The sequence below is a fragment of the Nocardia coubleae NBRC 108252 genome (assembly GCF_001612805.1).
GTDB classification, from domain to species: Bacteria; Actinomycetota; Actinomycetes; order Mycobacteriales; family Mycobacteriaceae; genus Nocardia; species Nocardia coubleae.
The window spans coordinates 393,787-412,077 of record NZ_BDBD01000018.1 but is presented as its reverse complement, the minus strand read 5'-3'; the positions used below and the strand labels follow the sequence as shown (position 1 = coordinate 412,077).

The 18,291-nt window shown below is 67.3% G+C and carries 21 protein-coding genes and 1 riboswitch; of the genes, 9 read left to right on the top strand and 12 right to left on the bottom strand.

The window, feature by feature from the left end:
* The first annotated feature begins 90 nt into the window (after positions 1-90).
* Complete coding sequence (locus NCO8_RS18945) at positions 91-1,716, top strand: purine-cytosine permease family protein (protein ID WP_067641332.1); 1,626 nt, start codon at positions 91-93, stop codon at positions 1,714-1,716.
* A gap of 50 nt (positions 1,717-1,766) precedes the next feature.
* Here the strand turns inward: NCO8_RS18945 and NCO8_RS18940 are convergent, their stop codons facing one another.
* Both NCO8_RS18940 and NCO8_RS18935 read right to left on the bottom strand, forming a co-directional pair.
* Positions 1,767-2,510 carry an SDR family oxidoreductase gene (locus NCO8_RS18940; protein WP_067641330.1) on the bottom strand — a complete coding sequence of 248 codons (744 nt, stop codon included), beginning with the start codon at positions 2,508-2,510 and terminating at the stop codon, positions 1,767-1,769.
* A 110-nt stretch (positions 2,511-2,620) separates the two neighbouring features.
* The gene (locus NCO8_RS18935) at positions 2,621-3,142 is read right to left on the bottom strand and encodes a hypothetical protein (RefSeq protein ID WP_133733978.1); all 522 of its coding nucleotides are present in this window, start codon (positions 3,140-3,142) and stop codon (positions 2,621-2,623) included.
* Between the two features lie 316 nt (positions 3,143-3,458).
* On the opposite strand from NCO8_RS18935, the gene NCO8_RS18930 reads away from it, so the two are divergent.
* Positions 3,459-3,674: a hypothetical protein gene (locus NCO8_RS18930; protein WP_067490838.1), complete on the top strand. Its 216-nt coding sequence runs from the start codon at positions 3,459-3,461 to the stop codon at positions 3,672-3,674.
* Between the two features lie 49 nt (positions 3,675-3,723).
* On the opposite strand, the gene NCO8_RS18925 is transcribed toward NCO8_RS18930, so the two are convergent.
* The 3 genes from NCO8_RS18925 to NCO8_RS18915 are packed head-to-tail and all read right to left on the bottom strand — an operon-like array spanning position 3,724 to position 6,048.
* Positions 3,724-3,963 carry a hypothetical protein gene (locus NCO8_RS18925; protein WP_157104973.1) on the bottom strand — a complete coding sequence of 80 codons (240 nt, stop codon included), beginning with the start codon at positions 3,961-3,963 and terminating at the stop codon, positions 3,724-3,726.
* Positions 3,947-4,792, bottom strand: a complete 846-nt coding sequence (locus NCO8_RS18920) for a hypothetical protein (RefSeq protein WP_157104972.1) — start codon at positions 4,790-4,792, stop codon at positions 3,947-3,949. The genes NCO8_RS18925 and NCO8_RS18920 overlap by 17 nt, the downstream gene beginning before the upstream one ends.
* A gap of 41 nt (positions 4,793-4,833) precedes the next feature.
* Positions 4,834-6,048, bottom strand: coding sequence for an MFS transporter (locus NCO8_RS18915; protein WP_376739954.1), 1,215 nt, complete (start codon positions 6,046-6,048; stop codon positions 4,834-4,836).
* Positions 6,049-6,279: 231 nt separating this feature from the next.
* Here NCO8_RS18915 and NCO8_RS18910 point away from each other — a divergent pair, with 231 nt between their 5' ends.
* On the top strand, positions 6,280-6,828 hold the full coding sequence (locus tag NCO8_RS18910) for a ricin-type beta-trefoil lectin domain protein (protein WP_084457286.1): 549 nt from the start codon (positions 6,280-6,282) through the stop codon (positions 6,826-6,828).
* A gap of 85 nt (positions 6,829-6,913) precedes the next feature.
* Here the strand turns inward: NCO8_RS18910 and NCO8_RS18905 are convergent, their stop codons facing one another.
* Together NCO8_RS18905 and NCO8_RS18900 are read right to left on the bottom strand one after the other, a co-directional pair.
* Complete coding sequence (locus NCO8_RS18905) at positions 6,914-8,131, bottom strand: NADP-dependent isocitrate dehydrogenase (protein WP_067641320.1); 1,218 nt, start codon at positions 8,129-8,131, stop codon at positions 6,914-6,916.
* A gap of 286 nt (positions 8,132-8,417) precedes the next feature.
* Entirely contained in the window at positions 8,418-9,911 is a 1,494-nt protein-coding gene (locus NCO8_RS18900) for an MFS transporter (protein WP_067490844.1), read from the bottom strand.
* Between the two features lie 134 nt (positions 9,912-10,045).
* Here NCO8_RS18900 and NCO8_RS18895 point away from each other — a divergent pair, with 134 nt between their 5' ends.
* The 3 genes from NCO8_RS18895 (at position 10,046) to metX (ending at position 13,459) form a co-directional block, all read left to right on the top strand.
* On the top strand, positions 10,046-10,747 hold the full coding sequence (locus NCO8_RS18895; protein ID WP_067641318.1) for a TetR family transcriptional regulator: 702 nt from the start codon (positions 10,046-10,048) through the stop codon (positions 10,745-10,747).
* A 65-nt stretch (positions 10,748-10,812) separates the two neighbouring features.
* A riboswitch (SAM riboswitch) is annotated at positions 10,813-10,923 on the top strand.
* A gap of 77 nt (positions 10,924-11,000) precedes the next feature.
* Complete coding sequence (locus NCO8_RS18890) at positions 11,001-12,317, top strand: bifunctional o-acetylhomoserine/o-acetylserine sulfhydrylase (RefSeq protein WP_067641316.1); 1,317 nt, start codon at positions 11,001-11,003, stop codon at positions 12,315-12,317.
* Entirely contained in the window at positions 12,314-13,459 is a 1,146-nt protein-coding gene (gene metX / locus NCO8_RS18885) for a homoserine O-acetyltransferase MetX (protein ID WP_067641315.1), read from the top strand. Before NCO8_RS18890 ends, metX begins: the two co-directional genes overlap by 4 nt.
* A 6-nt stretch (positions 13,460-13,465) precedes the next feature.
* Here the strand turns inward: metX and NCO8_RS18880 are convergent, their stop codons facing one another.
* Positions 13,466-14,101 (bottom strand): TetR/AcrR family transcriptional regulator, encoded by a 636-nt coding sequence (locus tag NCO8_RS18880; protein WP_067641313.1) that lies wholly within the window; start codon positions 14,099-14,101, stop codon positions 13,466-13,468.
* 151 nt (positions 14,102-14,252) lie between these two features.
* Here NCO8_RS18880 and NCO8_RS18875 point away from each other — a divergent pair, with 151 nt between their 5' ends.
* Positions 14,253-15,212 (top strand): oxygenase MpaB family protein, encoded by a 960-nt coding sequence (locus tag NCO8_RS18875; protein ID WP_067641311.1) that lies wholly within the window; start codon positions 14,253-14,255, stop codon positions 15,210-15,212.
* A 20-nt stretch (positions 15,213-15,232) separates the two neighbouring features.
* Here NCO8_RS18875 and NCO8_RS18870 read toward each other — a convergent pair whose 3' ends face one another.
* The gene (locus NCO8_RS18870) at positions 15,233-15,607 is read right to left on the bottom strand and encodes a winged helix-turn-helix transcriptional regulator (protein WP_067641309.1); all 375 of its coding nucleotides are present in this window, start codon (positions 15,605-15,607) and stop codon (positions 15,233-15,235) included.
* A gap of 69 nt (positions 15,608-15,676) precedes the next feature.
* Between NCO8_RS18870 and NCO8_RS18865 the strand changes: the two genes are divergently transcribed.
* Positions 15,677-16,324 carry a nitroreductase family protein gene (locus NCO8_RS18865; protein WP_067641307.1) on the top strand — a complete coding sequence of 216 codons (648 nt, stop codon included), beginning with the start codon at positions 15,677-15,679 and terminating at the stop codon, positions 16,322-16,324.
* Here NCO8_RS18865 and NCO8_RS18860 read toward each other — a convergent pair.
* Positions 16,317-16,643 carry a DUF3017 domain-containing protein gene (locus tag NCO8_RS18860; protein WP_243749857.1) on the bottom strand — a complete coding sequence of 109 codons (327 nt, stop codon included), beginning with the start codon at positions 16,641-16,643 and terminating at the stop codon, positions 16,317-16,319. The two genes, NCO8_RS18865 and NCO8_RS18860, sit on opposite strands and share 8 nt — an antisense overlap.
* A gap of 61 nt (positions 16,644-16,704) precedes the next feature.
* Between NCO8_RS18860 and NCO8_RS18855 the strand changes: the two genes are divergently transcribed.
* Positions 16,705-17,169 (top strand): tRNA (cytidine(34)-2'-O)-methyltransferase, encoded by a 465-nt coding sequence (locus NCO8_RS18855; RefSeq protein WP_067641616.1) that lies wholly within the window; start codon positions 16,705-16,707, stop codon positions 17,167-17,169.
* Here the strand turns inward: NCO8_RS18855 and NCO8_RS18850 are convergent, their stop codons facing one another.
* Positions 17,170-17,394, bottom strand: coding sequence for a DUF167 domain-containing protein (locus NCO8_RS18850; RefSeq protein WP_067641305.1), 225 nt, complete (start codon positions 17,392-17,394; stop codon positions 17,170-17,172).
* Entirely contained in the window at positions 17,354-18,268 is a 915-nt protein-coding gene (locus NCO8_RS18845; RefSeq protein ID WP_067641303.1) for a DUF4349 domain-containing protein, read from the bottom strand. Before NCO8_RS18845 ends, NCO8_RS18850 begins: the two co-directional genes overlap by 41 nt.
* Positions 18,269-18,291 lie beyond the last annotated feature (23 nt).

Below are 18,291 nucleotides of genomic sequence, written 5' to 3'. Positions count from 1 at the left end.
GTAACGAATCGGAAAATACCCGTCTACATCCGTGCACGACCGTCGGTGAGTCGCCGAATTCGAGCGGCAGCGGATGAAGGAGAGAGGTAAATGGCCGGAGTAGATACCGCCGCCAAAGAAACACTCGAGGACTACACGCTGCGCTTCGCCCCCCGGAGCTACCGAAAATGGAGTCCGGCGGTCGTCGGCATCTCCGCGCTCGGCGGCATCGCGTATCTGGCGGATTTCGCGATCGGCGCCAATATCGGCATCGCGCACGGCACCGGAAACGCCCTGATCGGCATCGGTATCTTCGCCGTCGTGGTGATGCTCACCGGCTTTCCGCTCGCCTATTACGCGGCGCGCTACAACATCGATCTCGACCTGATCACGCGCGGTAGCGGATTCGGTTACTACGGGTCGGTGATCACCAATATCGTGTTCGCCTCGTTCACCTTCATCTTCTTCGCGCTCGAAGGTTCGATCATGGCGCAGGGCCTGGAATTAGGGCTCGGAATTCCGTTGTGGCTGGGGTATCTCGCCTCGACGGTCATCATCTTCCCGCTGGTCATCTACGGCATGAACACCCTGGCCAAATTGCAGGTGTGGACCACGCCGCTGTGGCTGTTGCTGATGGTCGCGCCGTTCGGGTTCCTGCTGGTTCGCCACCCCGAATCGGTCGGTTCGTTCTTCGCCTACGGCGGTAAGGACGGCCAGGGTGTGAGCGTGTCCGGTGCGCTGCTGGCCGCCGGTGTGTGCCTGTCGCTGATCGCCCAGATCGCCGAGCAGATCGACTACCTGCGCTTCATGCCGCCGCGCACCCCGGAGAACCGGGCCAAGTGGTGGGGCTGGATGCTGCTGGCCGGGCCCGGCTGGGTGCTGTTCGGTGCGGCCAAGCAGGTGGTCGGCCTGTTCCTCGCGGTGTATCTGATCGCGAATCTGCCCGCGGCGCAGTCGATCGCGAACCAGCCGGTGCACCAGTTCCTGGAGATCTACCGCGATATGGTTCCCGGCTGGCTTGCCATGACGCTCGCGGTGGTGCTCGTGGTGATCAGCCAGGTGAAGATCAATGTCACCAACGCCTACTCCGGCTCGTTGGCCTGGACCAACTCCTACACCCGTGTCACCAAGACCTACCCCGGTCGCCTGGTGTTCCTCGTGGTGAACCTGGTCGTCGCGCTGATCCTGATGGAAGCCAACATGTTCGACTTCCTCAACAGCATCCTCGGCTTCTACGCCAACTGCGGCATCGCCTGGATCGTCACCGTCGCCACCGACATCGCGGTCAACAAGTACCTGCTGAAGATCTCGCCGAAGGTGCCGGAATTCCGGCGCGGCATGCTCTACGACTTCAACCCCGTTGGCCTGGTCGGTTTCGGGTTGTCGGCGCTGCTGTCGATCATGACCTTCTTCGGGCTGTTCGGTGAGCTGCTGAAGCCGTACTCCCCGCTGGTCGCGGTCCTCGTGTCGTTCATCGCCACCCCGCTCACCGCGCTGGCGACCAAGGGCAAGTACTACCTGCGCCGCTCCGACGACGGCATCGAGACCCCCATGTTCGACGAACACGGCAACCCCTCGGGCGAACTACTCCCCTGCCACGTCACCGGCCTGGAGTTCGAGCGTCCCGACATGATCGCCTCGGCCGTCCCCGGGCCTGAGGGCGAGATCCAGTACATCTCGTCGCTGGCGTTGTCGACGGACAAGCACGGCGTGCACCTGCTGCCTCGCCAGCACTGATCCGTCATCAAAGGCCGTGCGGGCTTCTGCCCGCACGGCCTTCGTGGTATTCAGAGCATTTTGCGCACGACACGCGATGGCAGGACGCGTAGGGCGTAGCCCAGGGGCACCCACGGCCAACTGGGGACATACGCCTTGGCGCGGCGCTTCTCGATCGCCGCGACCATGGCGCGTACGCCGGTTTCGGTGTCGACCATGAACTTCGGTTCGTGTTTGATGCGGTCGTTCATCTCCGAGCGGATATAGCCGGGATAGATCACCGAGACATCCACGCCAGGAACGGCTTCGGCGCGTAGCCCCTCGGCGAGTGCGGCAATTCCGGCCTTGGTCGCGGCATAGGTGGTGAGGGTTTTGGGCATTCCACGCAGGCCGGAGATCGAGGAGATCATCACCAGATGACCCCTGCCCTGAGCGCGGAAGATCTTCATGGCCGCCTCGGTTTGGGCCAGCGCCGCAAGGAAATTCACCACGGCGGTTTCACGGTTGGCCGCATGCTTACCGGTACCCAGCGGTGCGCCCTTGCCGAGTCCCGCGTTGACGATCACCCGGTCGATGGTGCCGAACTCGTCGGCGAACTCGTCGAAGACGGTGAACACAGCAGTGTCGTCGGTGACATCGAGCTGTTTCACCGAGACGACCCGGTCGGGGTGTTCGGCGAGGATCTCGGTGCGCAGCTCGTCGAGGCGCTCGGTGCGGCGGGCGCACAGGCCGAGGTCGTAGCCGAGGGCCGCGAACTGGCGGGCCATCTCCGCGCCGAGCCCCGAGCTGGCACCGGTGATGAGGATGGTGCTCATGACGGCTGCCCTGTCGACGGGCACGTTTCGTAGTGCGATTCCATCCACCCACGCTAGCCAGTCGGGGCGGCGACGCCGACCGGATCTGTCGATCCGGCCGGCGGAGGTGGTCAGCCCTTGTTGTACTTACTGAAGTCGCCGCGCCAGATCAGCTCTTCGGAGGTGATGACCGCGGGGTTCAGCTTGTCGACCGGCACCGCGTAGGCGATCTTGATGGTCTGCTTGGACCCGGGCGGCAGCTTGCCCTCCATGCCGTACTGGTACTTCTTGTCCAGCGACAGCACGTATTCGGCGGCGGTGCCGTCGGCGCCGTACACCAGGGTGGGACGCGACCAGTTGTCGAGCGTGGTCTTTCCCGTGTTGTTGAGCTGGAAGGTGAACACCGACACGGTGCCCTCGCGCTCCACCTCGTCGGCCTCGACCTTCAGGATCGACAGCTCGACACCGGATTCGAGCTTGCCCGTGTCGCCTGGGTTCAGCACGCCGTCGGCGTTCGGCGTGGCAGGCGCCTGGGCGCTCGTCGTGGTGGACGACGGCGTGGCGGGCTTGCCGCTCGGCAGTTCCTCCTGACATCCGGCCAGCAGCATTCCCGTGGCCACGACGGTGGCGCACAGCGCAATTCGGTTTCGCACGGACAACCCCTCCTGTTGAAAGACGCGCGGGGTCTCCATGAGATCTTCCCCCCGAGCACAGCGAGTGGATCATATACAGCGCGAACCGTCCGCTCGCCTGCCCGGCACCGAACGACCCTGCCTCACCTGCGATTTCCGCGCCGGAGTTGCCGTCGCCGACCTGCGATCGTGAGTCGTCAAAGCATACTGTTCGTTCCGGTTATGTCGAAAGCTACTTGGTTGCAATGTTTTCCGTCTCGTATCTATTGAGACTGATCGGTCAAATATGCGAGACTGCGAACCGCTATCCACCATCGAGAACCGAACAGGATCCACCATGTCGTTCACCAAGCTGGTCGCCGCGGGCATCACCGCACTGGCATTCGGAGCAGTCCTCACCGCAGGCCCCGCCACCGCGGCTCCCCTCGCCCCCGTGGTCGCCCCCGGCGAGCCCGCCCCGGGCGGAGCAACCTCCGGCAGCGCCATCCTCGATGACTTCGCCGACCTCTTCCGCCAGCTCCAGTGCGGCTCCGCCGCCGTCTGCCCCGCCTGAATCCGCACCTGCCCGGGCGGGCTCGACTCCGCCCGGGCAGATCCGGGATTCAGCCGAATAATTCGTCTGCGCTGGTTGCTGTGACGGCCTGCAACAGCCAGGCTTCCAGCTGATCGAGATCGGTGCATGCGGCAAGCTGCTCGCGCTGCTGCGCCGACAACTCCAGCCGCCGCGAGGTAAGCACCGTCAGAACGTTCTGCGCAGCTTGGATAATCCGCCCTTGCGCATGTCCCTCAGCCCGGTACTCATCGGCTTCTTCGAACGGGCACACCTCAGCTGAAAAGTTCATCGGTGCGCGTTGCGGTGGCAGCCTCGGTCAACCAAGCGTCGAGCTGTTCCAAATCCGTGCACGCGGCGAGCTGGGCGCGTTGCGCCGCTGAAAGCTCGAGTCCTCGGGCAGTCAGCACGGTGAGCACAGCGTGCGCACGTTCGCTTGCCACGTACTTGGTGGCGATGCGGCCGCGGTACTCGGGAGTGCTTTTCATGAGGTCCTCCAGGCGTCGGCTTGCCGCGAGGGTCAACGCGTCGTCGACCAGATCAAGATACATTTTCGCATGTTCGTCGTCGGTTTTCATCAGGCCGGCGAGGAAGGCGGCGAGGACCTCCTCCATATGCGGCCCCGCACCGTGGGCGATAGCCGACAATGTCGCGCGCTCGGGACGGCGTCGGGCTTCGTCGGGGTCGGTCACTACCGGGAAGCGGTCGGGACCTAGCACCAGCGGCTGGACGACGGATCCGACATTGTCGAGCTCGATCGGCTGTTCTGCCCACTTCGCCACCTTCCTGTTCGGCGTCACCACCAACAGCACCACGGGACAGCACAATCTGGACCGCAATGTGGTCAGGTAGACCGGCCACTTCCAGCGCCGAACATCGTCGGCCGCCAACTGGACCTCGACACAGACCCCGAGCACCGGCAGATCGCGATCGTCGTGGGTGCTGAGTGCGAGATCGCCGCGGAACTCCTTCGGCCCGATATCGGTGAAGTCGCACGACTCGGCCCGCATCCGGGACAAGCCGGGTAGTGGGATGCCGAACTCATCTGCCAGCAACGTCGGTGCCAGCAGAGCGTCGGTGCGGAACAGATCAAGCAAACCCTCGTGGAGGTAGCTCGGCATGCGGAGCACCGTATGCCGCAAGGTATTCCGCGCGGAATCGGTTACGGCGTGTTGGGGGTGGTGCGGCGTGCCAGGAGGACGGTGGCGGTGAAGAGGGCCACGCCTGCGACGGCGAGGACGGCGCCGACGAGGGCGGGGGCGGTGTAGCCGAGGCCCGCGGCGATGACGAGGCCGCCGAGCCAGGCGCCCGCGGCGTTGGCGATGTTGAGGGCGGCGTGGTTGAGGGCGGCGGCGAGGGTTTGGGCGTCGGCGGCGACGTCCATGAGGCGGGTTTGCAGGCCGGGGGCCAGGGCCGCGCCGGAGGCGCCGACGAGGAAGGCGCCGACGGCGGCGGTGATCGGGTTGTGGGCGGCGAGGACGAAGCCGGCCAGGATCACCACCATCGCGATCATCGCGGCGAAGATCGACCGGTCGACGCCGCGGTCGGCGAGGATGCCGCCGATGATGTTGCCCGCGATCATGCCGAGCCCGAACAGGGCGAGCACGATCGGCACGGCACCGATCGGCATGCCCGCGACGTCGGTCATGGTGGTGGCGATGTAGGTGTACACGGCGAACATGCCGCCGAAGCCGATGGCGCCGACCGCGAGGGTGAGCAGCACCTGGGGGCGGCGCAGGGCGCCGAGTTCGGTCATCGGGTTGGTGATCTTCATGTCGCTCAGGGCGGGCAGGTAGCGCCACAGCGCGGCCACGGTCGCGACGCCGATGAAGGTGACGACGATGTAGGCGTCGCGCCAGCCGAAGTGCTGTCCGAGCCAGGTCGCGCCGGGGACACCGACCACATTCGCCACGCTGAGCCCGAGCATCACCGCCGCCACCGCCTTGGCCCGCTGCCCGACAGGCGCGAGCGTCGCGGCGGCGAGGGAGGCCACACCGAAGTAGGCGCCGTGCGGCAGACCGGACACGAACCGCGCCGCCACCAGCGTCCCGAAGGTCGGCGCGAGCACCGTCGCCGCGTTGCCGAGGGTGAACGCGGCCATCAGCACGATGAGCAGTTTCTTGCGCGGCACCCGCGCGCACAGCGCCGCGATCAACGGCGCGCCCACCACGACGCCGAGCGCATACGCCGACACCGCGTGCCCGGCCGACGGCTCGGAGATGCCGAAGGCCGCGGCGATATCGGGTAGCAGGCCCATGGTGACGAACTCGGTGGTGCCGATGCCGAACCCTCCCAGCGCCAACGCGAGCATCGCCGGGACATGCCAGCTGGTGCGTGGCGCGTCGAGGCGTTCGGAGGTCGCGAGGGAAGAAGTCACGCTTCTATGCAACGGGCCCGAGCATCCCACCGCATCCCGAGACCGCCGTGAGTTATCCCACCCGCGACGGCTGCGGTCGACGACGACACCAGCGATCACGCCGGATCGCACCTGCGAAAGCGTTCATTAAGGATCCCGCAGGTCACTCTCATTATATTTTTGTCATCAGAACCGAAACTACAACAGCAGCAATGTAATTCGGATCTACACACGCAAATCGGAGGGGACAAGATGAAGAATTCGTCGACTGGCGAGGTCAGCCGCACGGGACGCAAAGGACCTGGACGGTTGGCTCGGCGACTCGTCGGCTCGCTCGGCACCGGGGCAGTCGTGGCCGCCGTGGCGACGCTGGTCTTCGCGCCCGCGAGTTCGGCCGCGGCGATCACGATGCCGAACGGCCTGAACACAGGCCTCTGCCTGGACGCACTGACCCTGGACGGACGCACCGTCGCCAACGGCGCCCGGGCACAGGTGTGGTCGTGCAACGGCGGCGCGCAACAGAAGTGGATTCCCGGCCCCAACGGCAGTTTGCGCAACGGCCTCGACCAGCGTTTGTGTCTGGACGCGCTGACCCTCGACGGGCGCACACTGCACGGGCATGTCCAGGTATGGACCTGCAACGGCGGCGCGCAGCAGCAGTGGATCGTCGGCCCGAGCCACAGCCTGCGCAACGGCCTGGATCAGCGCGTATGTCTGGACGCGGTAACCCTGGACGGCCATACGCTGAACGGACGCGTGCAGGTATATCCCTGCAACGGCGGCGCGCAGCAGCAGTGGTGAGAGCCTCCTGAAGCAGAAACGCTCGCATCGGGTGCGATGCGAGCGTTTCACAGCTGGGCGGGTTCGCGGCGCGAACCCGCAGAGTTCACTTCAGTGTGCGAGCCAGGTTGGCGTCCAGCGCGCCGAGGAATTCCTCGGTGCTCAGGTAGCCCTGATCGCCGCCGACGAGCAGCGCCAGGTCCTTGGTCATCTGCCCACCCTCGACGGTCTTGATGACGACGTCCTCGAGCGCTTGGGCGAAGCCGATCACCTCGGGGGTGTTGTCCAGCTTGCCGCGGTGCTCGAGACCACGGGTCCAGGCGAAGATCGACGCGATCGGGTTGGTCGAGGTCGGCTTGCCCTGCTGGTGCTGGCGGTAGTGCCGGGTGACGGTGCCGTGCGCGGCCTCGGCCTCGCAGGTCTTGCCGTCCGGGGTTAGCAGCACCGAGGTCATCAGGCCGAGCGAACCGAAGCCCTGGGCGACGGTGTCGGACTGCACGTCGCCGTCGTAGTTCTTACAGGCCCACACGTAACCGCCCTCCCACTTCATGGAGGAGGCGACCATGTCGTCGATGAGGCGGTGCTCGTAGGTGAGGCCCGCGGCGTCGAACTCGGCCTTGAACTCGGCGTCGAAGACTTCCTGGAAGGTGTCCTTGAACATGCCGTCGTAGGCCTTGAGGATGGTGTTCTTCGTGGAGAGGTACACCGGGTAGTTCTGCTGCAGGCCGTAGTTGAACGAGGCCCGCGCGAAGTCCTCGATGGACTTCTTGAAGTTGTACATACCCATGACTACGCCGCCGTCCTCGGGCATCTTCACGACCTCGTGCACGATCGGCTCGCTGCCGTCCTCCGGGGTGAAGGTCAGCGTGACGGTGCCCGCCTCGTAGACCTTGAAGTCGGTGGCGCGGTACTGGTCGCCGAACGCGTGGCGGCCGATGATGATCGGCTTGGTCCAACCGGGCACCAGGCGCGGCACATTGGAGATGATGATCGGCGCGCGGAAGATGGTGCCACCCAGGATGTTTCGGATGGTGCCGTTGGGCGAGCGCCACATCTTCTTGAGACCGAATTCCTTCACCCGCGCTTCGTCGGGGGTGATGGTGGCGCACTTCACGCCGACGCCGTGCTGCTTGATGGCGTTCGCCGCGTCGATGGTGACCTGGTCGTCTGTCTTGTCGCGGTACTCGATACCGAGGTCGTAGTACTCGAGATTCACGTCGAGATAGGGATGGATCAGCTTGTCCTTGATGAACTGCCAGATGATCCGGGTCATCTCGTCGCCGTCGAGTTCTACGACGGTGCCTTCAACCTTGATCTTGGACATGGATCTTCGTGTCCTCCTCGGTGGGTGCCCTCATTGCACGGCCGGGCGAACACGCTTGTGAGCGGACCCCAGCAGTTCCAACAGACAACGTATATGCCCCGCGTTGTCTGCGGGACGTGTAGGTGCAAACATGACGAGCGTACTGCTGCCCGGGACCTCACCGCGACGGGAGGTCCCGCTGTGCGGCACACCTCGAAACTACTCCGCGCACCCGCACCCCATCCGCCTTCGATCGGTTACCGGGCGGTAACCCCGGTGGGGGCCTCGCGGACCTGCCCGTCCCTGGTCAGACGACAATCGGCGCGGCCGTCGCGCGCTCGTCGCCTTCGATCAGGTTTTCCGGCTTGTCCTTGATCATCAGGGCGATCACGACGGCGGCGGCGAGGAAGAAGCCCGCCCCGACGTAGAAGGCGACGTCGTAGCTGTAGATCGAGGCGCGTTCGACGAGATGGTCGACGGTGGGGTGCTCGGCGACGTAGTGCTCGGCGGCCTGCACCGACAGCGTGGTGAGCAGTGCGGTCCCCACCGCGCCGCCGACCTGCTGGGCGGCATTGAGCAGGGCGCTGGCCACACCGGAATCCTCGGCGCGCACCTGGTGCAGCGCGACGGCCTGCATACCGACGAACAGCGGGCCCATGCCGAAGGCCATGACGACCTGGGCGGGCAGCACGCTCAGCGCGTAACCGTCGCCGTAGCTCAGCTGCGCCAGCCAGACCAGCCCGATCACGCCGAGCAGGGCGCCGACCACCATCACCGGGCGCGGGCCGAACTTGGGCAGCAGCGAACTGGTGATGCCCGCCGCGATGCCGATGCCGATCGGGAACGGCAGGAACGCGATGCCCGCCTCGAGCGGCGAATAGCCGAGGGTGTTCTGGTAGTAGAAGCTGAGGAACAGGAACATGGCGAACATCGCGATGGGGATCAGCAGCGCGGTGAGCAAAGCACCACCGCGGTTGATCTCCCCGGGAATGCGCAGGGGCAGCAGCGGATTCGTCGAGCGTGCCTCGATGACGACGAAGACCAGGAGCAACGCGGAACCGGCACCGAGCAGTCCGAGCGTGCTCGGCGCCAGCCAGCCGTGCTCGGCGGCCCGGCTGAATCCGTAGACGATCGCGACCAGACCGAGAGTCACGGTGACGGCGCCGGGCAGGTCGTAGCCGCCGGTGCGCGGTGCGGGGATGTCGCGGGCGATCACGGCGAGCGCACCGGCCACCGCGACCAGGGCGATCGGGGTGTTGATCAGCAACGTCCACCGCCAGGACGCGAACTCGGTGAGCGCGCCGCCGACGATCAGCCCGAACGCCACCCCACCGGCGGTGATCCCGGCGAACACCGCGAACGCGCGCGCCCGTTCGCGCACATCGGTGAAGATCACCGACAGCAGCGACAGCGCCGCGGGCGCGAGCAGGGCGGCGAACGCGCCCTGGAGCCCACGGCCGAGGAACAACTGCACGGTGTTCTGCGCCAGGCCCGCCAGCGCCGAGGCGACGGCGAAGCCGACGAGGCCGACCAGGAAGATGCGGCGGCGGCCGAGGTAGTCGGCCATCCGCCCGCCGAGCAGCAGCAACCCGCCGAAGATGAGCGTGTAGGCGGTGATGGCCCACTGTTTGTCGCCGTCGGTGATGGCGAGGTCGCGCTGGGCGTACGGCAGCGCGATGGTGATGACGGTGGCGTCGAGCACCACCATCAGCTGCGCGGCGGAGAGCACGACGAGCGCCCACCATCGCATCGAATTCGCCGGGGCTGCAGCATCTTCGGGTTTCAGTTCGGTGCCGGTCACCTGGGCTCCTCATCGCTCGGCATGCGTCGGCCAATCCTGGCACCGTGCGACAATTGGCGTCAAGAGCAATTTGTCTGAACGCGCCACTTGGCAGGGTGCGACAGGTGGTCGCGCGGAGACGCTAAGCTGGCGAAATGCTCGACTCGACCACTTCGACCGCCTCCGACCGGCCGGCTCCGCCGAGCCTGCGCGAGCGCAAGAAGGCGCAGACCAGGGCCGCGATCGTCGCGATCGGACTCGACCTGTGCGATACACAGGGCTTCGACGCGACAACCGTCGAGCAGATCGCCGCCGGAGCCGACGTATCCCCCCGCACCGTCAACCGGTACTTCGCGCTCAAAGAGGACATCGTGCTCGCCCCGATCGACGACTTCGGCCACGCCGTCGCCGTCGCGCTGCGCGGCCAGCCCGACACCGGCAACGAACTGCGAGCCCTGTGCGGTGCCTACCTCCAGGTGGTCGAGTCCGAGGCCGATGCCGACGGCCTGCGGTTCCTGCACCAGTTCCTGCAGACGCAGCGGATCATGCGGGCCAGCCAGGCGGTCAACGCGCGGGCCCTGGAATACGCGGAGAAGAAGAACGTCGCGGTGTGCGAGGAACTGGCCCGCCGGATGGGAACCACACCCGACGACTTTCTGGTGAAGCTGGTCGCGGGCACGTGGCAGACGCTGTGCCATCTCGCGGTCGCCGACACCGAGCACGTACTGCCCACCTCACCGGAGGCGGCGGTGCGGGTCACCCGCGAAGCGATCCTGCGCGCCTATCACGGATTGCGGCAGGTCTGCGGCGCACCGGCCGACGACACACCGGGCTTCGCCGCACCGGCGGCACGGTGATGTGAGGCAGGAAACGCGGGGGAAGTTTCCCCACCGGCGCGATGTCCGGTTAACATGTCGTCCAAGGTCATGAGTACCAGCGCGAAGCCCCGGCTCGCTGGTCGGCAACCCTCCAGCTGCGGTGGGGTGCTCCGGGTGATGACCGGGCTCCCGAAGGTCGGGAGCAAGCGCGCATTTCAGGAGGCCCCCATGTGTTGTTGTCCGTCGATCCGCCCCAGCTGAACCCTGACGCACAACCCCTGGAGCATTGACCATGACCGACGCCGCCCTGCCCGAGAACTGGTCGTTCGAGACCAAGCAGATCCACGCGGGCCAGGCCCCCGACGCGACCACCAACGCGCGGGCACTGCCGATCTACCAGACCACCTCCTACACCTTCCGCGACACCGAACACGCCGCCGCGCTGTTCGGGCTCGCCGAACCGGGCAACATCTACACCCGGATCATGAACCCCACCCAGGACGCGGTGGAGCAGCGAGTCGCCGCCCTCGAAGGCGGCGTCGCGGCGCTGCTGGTGGCCTCGGGCCAGGCGGCCGAAACCTACGCCATCCTGAATCTGGCAGGCGCCGGTGACCACATCGTGTCCAGCCCGCACCTCTACGGCGGCACCTACAACCTCTTCCACTACTCGCTGCCCAAGCTCGGCATCGAGGTGTCGTTCGTCGAGGACCCCGACGACCTCGCGCAGTGGCAGGCCGCGATCCGCCCCAACACCAAGGCGTTCTACGGCGAGACCATCGCCAACCCGAGCAGCGCGGTGTTCGACATCCCCGGGATCGCCGGTGTCGCTCATGAGAACGGGCTGCCGCTGATCGTCGACAACACCGTCGCCACGCCGTACCTGATCCAGCCGCTCGCCCACGGCGCCGACATCGTGGTGCACTCGGCCACGAAGTACCTCGGTGGCCACGGCGCGGCGGTGGCGGGCGTGATCGTCGACGGCGGCACCTTCGACTGGACCGTGCGTGACGCCGAGGGCAACGCCCGGTTCCCCGGCTTCACCGAGCCCGATCCGAGCTACCACGGCGCGGTCTTCGCCGATCTCGGCGCACCGGCGTTCGCGCTCAAGGCACGCGTGCAGTTGCTGCGCGACCTCGGCGCGGCGGTGTCACCGTTCAACGCCTTCCTCATCGCCCAGGGCATCGAGACGCTGAGCCTGCGGGTGGAACGGCACGTGAGCAACGCGGTCGAGGTGGCGAAGTTCGTCGCCGCGCAGCCCGGTGTCGACGCGGTGCACTACGCGGGTCTCGAGTCCTCGCCCTGGCACGAGCGGGCCAAGCAGCTGGCACCCAAGGGTGCGGGCGCGATCGTGTCGTTCGAGCTGGCAGGCGGTGTCGACGCGGGCAAGAAGTTCGTGGACGCGCTCAGCCTGCACAGCCATGTGGCTAACATCGGTGATGTGCGTTCTCTCGTGATCCACCCGGCGTCGACCACGCACTCGCAGTTGACACCGGAGGAGCAGCTGGCCGCCGGCGTCACTCCCGGCCTGGTCCGGCTCGCGGTGGGTATCGAGGGAATCGACGACATCCTGGCCGATCTGCGGGCCGGTTTCGCGGCGGCGACGACGTGACTGTGAGCACCGAATCGCCGATCACCCGTCCCGGCACCGGGGTGGCCCTGCTGCCACCACCGGACGGGCGACTCGGCGTGGTCGCCATCGGGGACGTGACGCTGGAGAACGGCGCCGTCGTCCCCGATGTGCGGCTGGCGGTGCAACGGTGGGGTGAGCTCTCCCCCACGCTCGACAATGTGGTGCTCGTCGAACACGCGCTCACCGGCGACTCCCATGTCGTCGGTGGGCCCGACGGGGCGCCCGGCTGGTGGGAGGGCATGGTCGGGCCCGGCGCGCCGATCGACACCGACGAGTGGTGTGTGATCGCCACCAATGTGCTCGGTGGCTGTAAGGGCAGCACGGGCCCGTCGTCCCTCGCACCCGACGGAAAGCCCTGGGGCGCACGGTTTCCCTGGGTGACCATTCGCGATCAGGTGACCGCCGAGGCACAGTTGCTCGACCTGCTCGGCATCGAGCGGCTCGGTGCCGTCGTCGGCGGGTCGATGGGTGGCATGCGCGTGCTCGAGTGGATCATCGGGCATCCACAGCGGGTGTCGGCGGCACTGGTGCTCGCCGTCGGCGCACGCGCCACCGCCGATCAGATCGGCACCCAGACCACCCAGATGGCCATCATCACCGCCGACCCGGACTGGCAGGACGGCAACTACCACGGCACCGGGCGCGCGCCGATGACGGGCATGGGCCTGGCCCGGCGCATCGCCCACCTCACCTACCGTACCGAGGGCGAGCTCGAGCACCGCTTCGCCAATCACGCGCAGGGTGACGAGGACCCGTGGGCGGGCGGCCGGTACGCGGTGCAGAGCTACCTCGAGCACCAGGCCGACAAGCTAGGCCAGCGCTTCGACCCGGCCACCTATGTGCTGCTCAGCGAGGCCATGAACCGGCACGACGTGGGTCGCGGCCGCGGTGGCGTCGCCGCCGCGCTGGCCTCGACCCCGGTTCCGTGCGTGGTCGGCGGTGTCGACTCGGATCGTCTGTACCCCTTGCACACTCAGGCCGAGCTGGCCGAAGGTCTGCCCGGCTGTGCGGGTTTGGAGATCGTGCACTCCCGTGACGGGCACGACGGCTTCCTCACCGAGGCGGCGGCGGTATCCAAACTGCTCACCGAGACGATGCGATTGGCCCGCGAAAACCGCTGAGCGCGTTCAGGACGCGGTGAGCAACGCGACGATCGACCGCACGTAGGCCTGTAGACGCTCGCGCGGATACTCCTGCGGCGAGCTCACCGCCAGCCTGCCGAGCATCTCGGCGACGGTGAGCGTGGAGTTCGCCAGCAGTTCGGCATCCATGCCCGACCAGCGTGGCGACAGCGAGATGCCCACGCGGACAAGCGATTGCGCCCGGTCGAGGATGTCGGCGCGGGAATCGCGCAGCGCGGCACGGTATTCGGCGGGCGCGCTGGCCGGGGTGGCGAGAATCAGTCGCCAGCGGGTCGGATTCGCCAGTGCCACATCGACGAACGCCTCGACCGTCGCCGAGGCAGCCGCCACCGGATCGACGCCGAGCAGGTCTTGCGGCAGGGTGTCGGCGATCTGCTCGAGCCCGCGCTCACGTTCCCGCTCGAGCAGGGCCTCGACTAGTTCGGCACGGGTCTTGAACACCGTGTACAGCACCGGTTTTCCGACACCGGCCTCCTGCGCGACGGCTTCCATGCTCAGTTCGTGCAGTTCCATCCGGCCGAGCACGGTGAACGCGGCGTCGAGCAGTTGCGCGCGGCGTTGTTCCGGCGGCAGGCGCGGGGCATAGCGGCGGCGCGGTCGTTGATCGCGCGTGGCGGTCATCGGTGCTCACCTGCCTCTCCGTCCGGACGACGATACCTCGCATGCCGGGCACAGAAATCCTACGCAACCGTTGTATTCGATACCAGCAATTGCTACGGTGGCGTTGTATTCATTGCGAGGTTCGCCTCAGCTGTGCAAAGGAGCACGTGCCATGGCCTTCGATCCGACCACCCTGCGCCGCGACGATTACGGATTCTTCGGGCCGGGCTCCCCCAGCTGGAAGGTTTGGGCGGCACCGACCGCGCTGATCGGTTTCCAGCGCGCGGTCACCCTCGAACACTTCGATCCGTTCCTGACCGCCGCCGTGGCCGACTCGCACGGCATCTACGACAATCCGGCCAGCCGCCTCGACCACACCCTCGCGTACTTCCTGCTGGTCGCGGTCGGCGACGGGCGCACCGCCGTCCAGGCGGCCGAGCATCTGATGCGGGTGCACGCGCCGATGACGGGTATCGAACCGGTGAGCGGCAAGCGCTACAGCGCCAACAGCCCGGACTCCCAGCTGTGGATCCACATCACCGGCTGGCATTCCGTTCTCAAGGCCTACGAGATGTACGGCCCGGGACCGCTGAGCCCCGACGAGGAGGACCGCTACTGGGCCGAGTGCGCGGTCGCCGCCGAGCTGCAGACCTGCAAGCCGGCCGATGTGCCGCGCACTCGCGCCGAGATCCGCGCCTATTTCGACCGGGTGCGGCCGCGACTGTGTGTCACCGAGCGGGCCGTCGAGGGCATGCATTACCTGCTGTGGACGCCACCGAGCAAGGGCTGGCACTTCGCGATCGGCAGCAGACTGCTCTCGCTGGCGAGCATCCCGAGCCTGCCGCGGTGGATGCGGACCCTCGGCCGGTTCGCCGTTCCGCCGGTGGTCGACCCGCTGGTGCGGATTCCGGCGAAGGCGATCGCCTGGACCGCCGCGCGGCGCGACAACTGGGCGATGATCAAGGCCGCGCCGTATATCGCGCCGATGTCGGGCAAGATCCTGGCCGCGCACACCGCGTCCGCGCCGCCGCGAACACTGGCGACGATCACGCCGCAGCGAGCCAGAGAGCTCTACGGCAGCAAGGGCGACGCGAGCCTGTGGGCGGAGTCGCGCGTAAGCGAAACTGCCTGACCAACAGGGTGATTCGATGACTACGCCGTGCGGCGCCTGGCGTCCTCGATGCGATTGATGTTCGTCTCGATCCATTCGCGCAGGGCCGTGATCGGCTCGCGCAGGCTGCGGCCGAGATCGGTGAGGGCGTACTCGACGCGCGGCGGCACCGTCGGATACACGGTGCGTTCGACGAACCCGTCCGTCTCCAACTGGCGCAGGGTCTGGGTGAGCATCTTCTGGGAGATGCCGTCGATGCGGCGGCGCAGATCGGTGTAGCGCAGGGTGCCGTCAGCGAGCGCGTCGACGATCAGCACGGTCCATTTCCCCGCGATGGTGTCGAGCACCTCGCGCGTCGGGCATTTCGCCGAGTACACGTCGGCCGGTAGTCCGCTGAGTTCGTGAATGGTGGCCACCTGATCGAGCTTAACGCACTTTCAGGTGCCTACTTTCCAATCGGATGTAACTCTCCGATAGTTAGAAACATGATCACGCAGACACTTTCGGTCACCGACGCCATCCGCACCCGCCGCACGGTTCGCCACTACCGGCCCGATCCGATCCCACGCGGCATCCTCGACGAGCTGCTCGACCTGGTCGTGGAGGCGCCGAGCGCATGGAACATGCAGGACCGGTCCATCGTCCTGGTACGCAGCGAACAGGGCCGACGAGCCCTGTCGGAGGCCGCATTCGGGCAGCCGCAGCCGTTGGAGGCGCCCGCGGTGCTGGTATTCGTCGCCGACCCGCACGCTTGGCGTGGGGCCCAGGCCGATATCGCGGAGCGAGCCGTCGCCAATGGGGCGTGGAACGAGGAATTCCGGGCGATGTTCGACGGGCGCGCGGAGTACCACTCGCTGAGCGAGCGGGGGTTGCTGCGCGAGAACGCGGTGAAGAACGCGATGATCGCGGCCACCTACGTCATGCTCGCCGCGACCGGGCTCGGCTTGGCGTCGGCGCCGATGAACGGGTGGGACGAGTCGGCGGTGAAACGGGCCGTCGGCATCGACCCCGAGTCGGACCTGGCGATCGCCGTGCTGGTGACGGTCGGATACGGTGCCGGCACCCCGCCGCATCCCGGGCGCAGGCCCCGTCCGCAGACGGTGTTCGCGGAGCGCTACCCCGTGCTCAGCTGACGCCGAGGGTGTTGATGGTGGCCGCGAGGAAGACGATGGCGCTGCCGAGGGCGGTAAGCCAGGCGACGTCGAAGGGCTTGCTGCGAACCGCGAGCAGGCCGACCTGCACGGTCGGCAGGCACAGCCGGAACGCGGCGGCCACCAGAGCCGCGCTGCCGAAGATGAGGGCGCCGCGTCGCCAGCGGTCCCAGGCGACGAAGGCGATCGCGATCACGATCAGCACGCTCACCACGGTCATCGGCAGGTGGCTGCGCAGGTACTGCTGCCACGCGCTCAGCCGCACGACGCGATGCTTGCCGGTGGTCTGCGCCTCGTTCACGATGCCGATTGTCGCAGTGCGGCGCGCTGTCCGCACACAGGGGCCCGCTACCCTGCTGCGGGTGTTCAATGTGATGTTCCATCAGCCGGTGATCCCGCCGAACACCGGTAACGCGATCCGGTTGGTCGCGGGCACCGGATGCACCCTGCATCTGATCGAGCCCCTCGGGTTCGACCTGTCGGAATCGAAACTGCGCCGCGCGGGGCTGGACTACCACGACCTGGCCTCGGTCACCGTGCACCCCGACCTGGAGACGGCCTGGGCAGCGATCGGTCCGCAGCGGGTCTTCGCGTTCACCACCCAGGCCACCACCCGCTACACCGACATCGCCTACCAGCCCGGCGACATCCTGCTGTTCGGCACGGAACCGACGGGCCTGCCGCCGGAGGTTCTCACCGATCCGCACATCACCGACCAGGCGCGCGTCCCGATGCTGCCCGGCCGCCGCTCGATGAACCTGTCGAACACCGCCGCCGTCGCGGTGTACGAGGCGTGGCGGCAGCACGGGTTTCCGGACGCGGTCTGATCAGTCGATCTCGAAGCGTTTGAAGCGGGAGGTGGCACCCGCGGTGAGGTGGACGGTGGACTTGGGGACGCCGAAATGGTCGGCGAGCAGTTCGATGGCGGCCTTGTTGGCCTTGCCCTCGGTCGCGGGGGCGCGGACGTAGAGGGTGAGGGTGCCGTCGGCGGCGGTTTCGACCAGCGGGCCTTTACGGCTGTTCGGTTTGATCGTCGCCCGCACTGTGGGCACCGGAGGTCTCCTTCGCGGTGTGGGATCGCGGTTTCCGGCGGACAACGCGCAGGACCGCGTAGAGCACGCCGCCGAGCAGGGCGAACAGGCCAAGCCACGGCACCGCCTTGCCCGCGAAGACGACCGCGTCGCCGAGCCAGTCGACCAGCGAGTTCCAGCCGGAGACGATGCCGTCCCAGAACGAGTCGGGCTCGCCCGGCGCCTGCTTCTTCTCGGCGGTGAGGGTGATCGTGAGGGTCGACAGGGCCACCTGGTCGTCGAGGCTGCGTTTCTGGGCGGTGAGGCTGTCGAGTTCGCCCTGCCTGCTCGACAGCGCCTCCTCGGCGGCGATCAGGTCGGCGGTGTTGTTCGCGCCCGCGATCAGCGCTTTGAGCCGGTCGACGGAGGCGCGCAGGGCATTGATGCGGGCGTCGAGGTCCTGCCACTGCATGGTGACGTCGTCGCGGTTGGTGCTGATCTCGGTGACCGTGCCCGCGTCGCCGAGGTCGGTGATGAAGGCGTCGGTCTTGTCGGCGGGCACCCGCACGCTCAGCACGGCGCGCGCGACCCGCTTGTCGGTGCCGGGCTGTTCGGTGCGGCTGTCGACGCGCCCGTTCAGCGCCGTCACCCGGTCGACGACGGTGCCCGCGGCGGCGATCGGGTCGTCGGCGGTGATGTCGACCGAGCCGGTGATCACCTCTTTACGGGTCGACGAATCCGACGGCGCGGGACTCTCTTTCGACGGCGCGCCCTCCCGGAAGCCGGGTGCTACCGCGGGAGCGGACGCGTCGAGAGCCCCGGGTTCGGGACTTCGAACGCCTGCTTCATCGTCTCCGCACCCGACCAGGAACACCAGTCCGAGCAACGCGATCATCACCACGGCAAGCTTGCGCATGGTCGCAGCGTAATGCGTTGGGG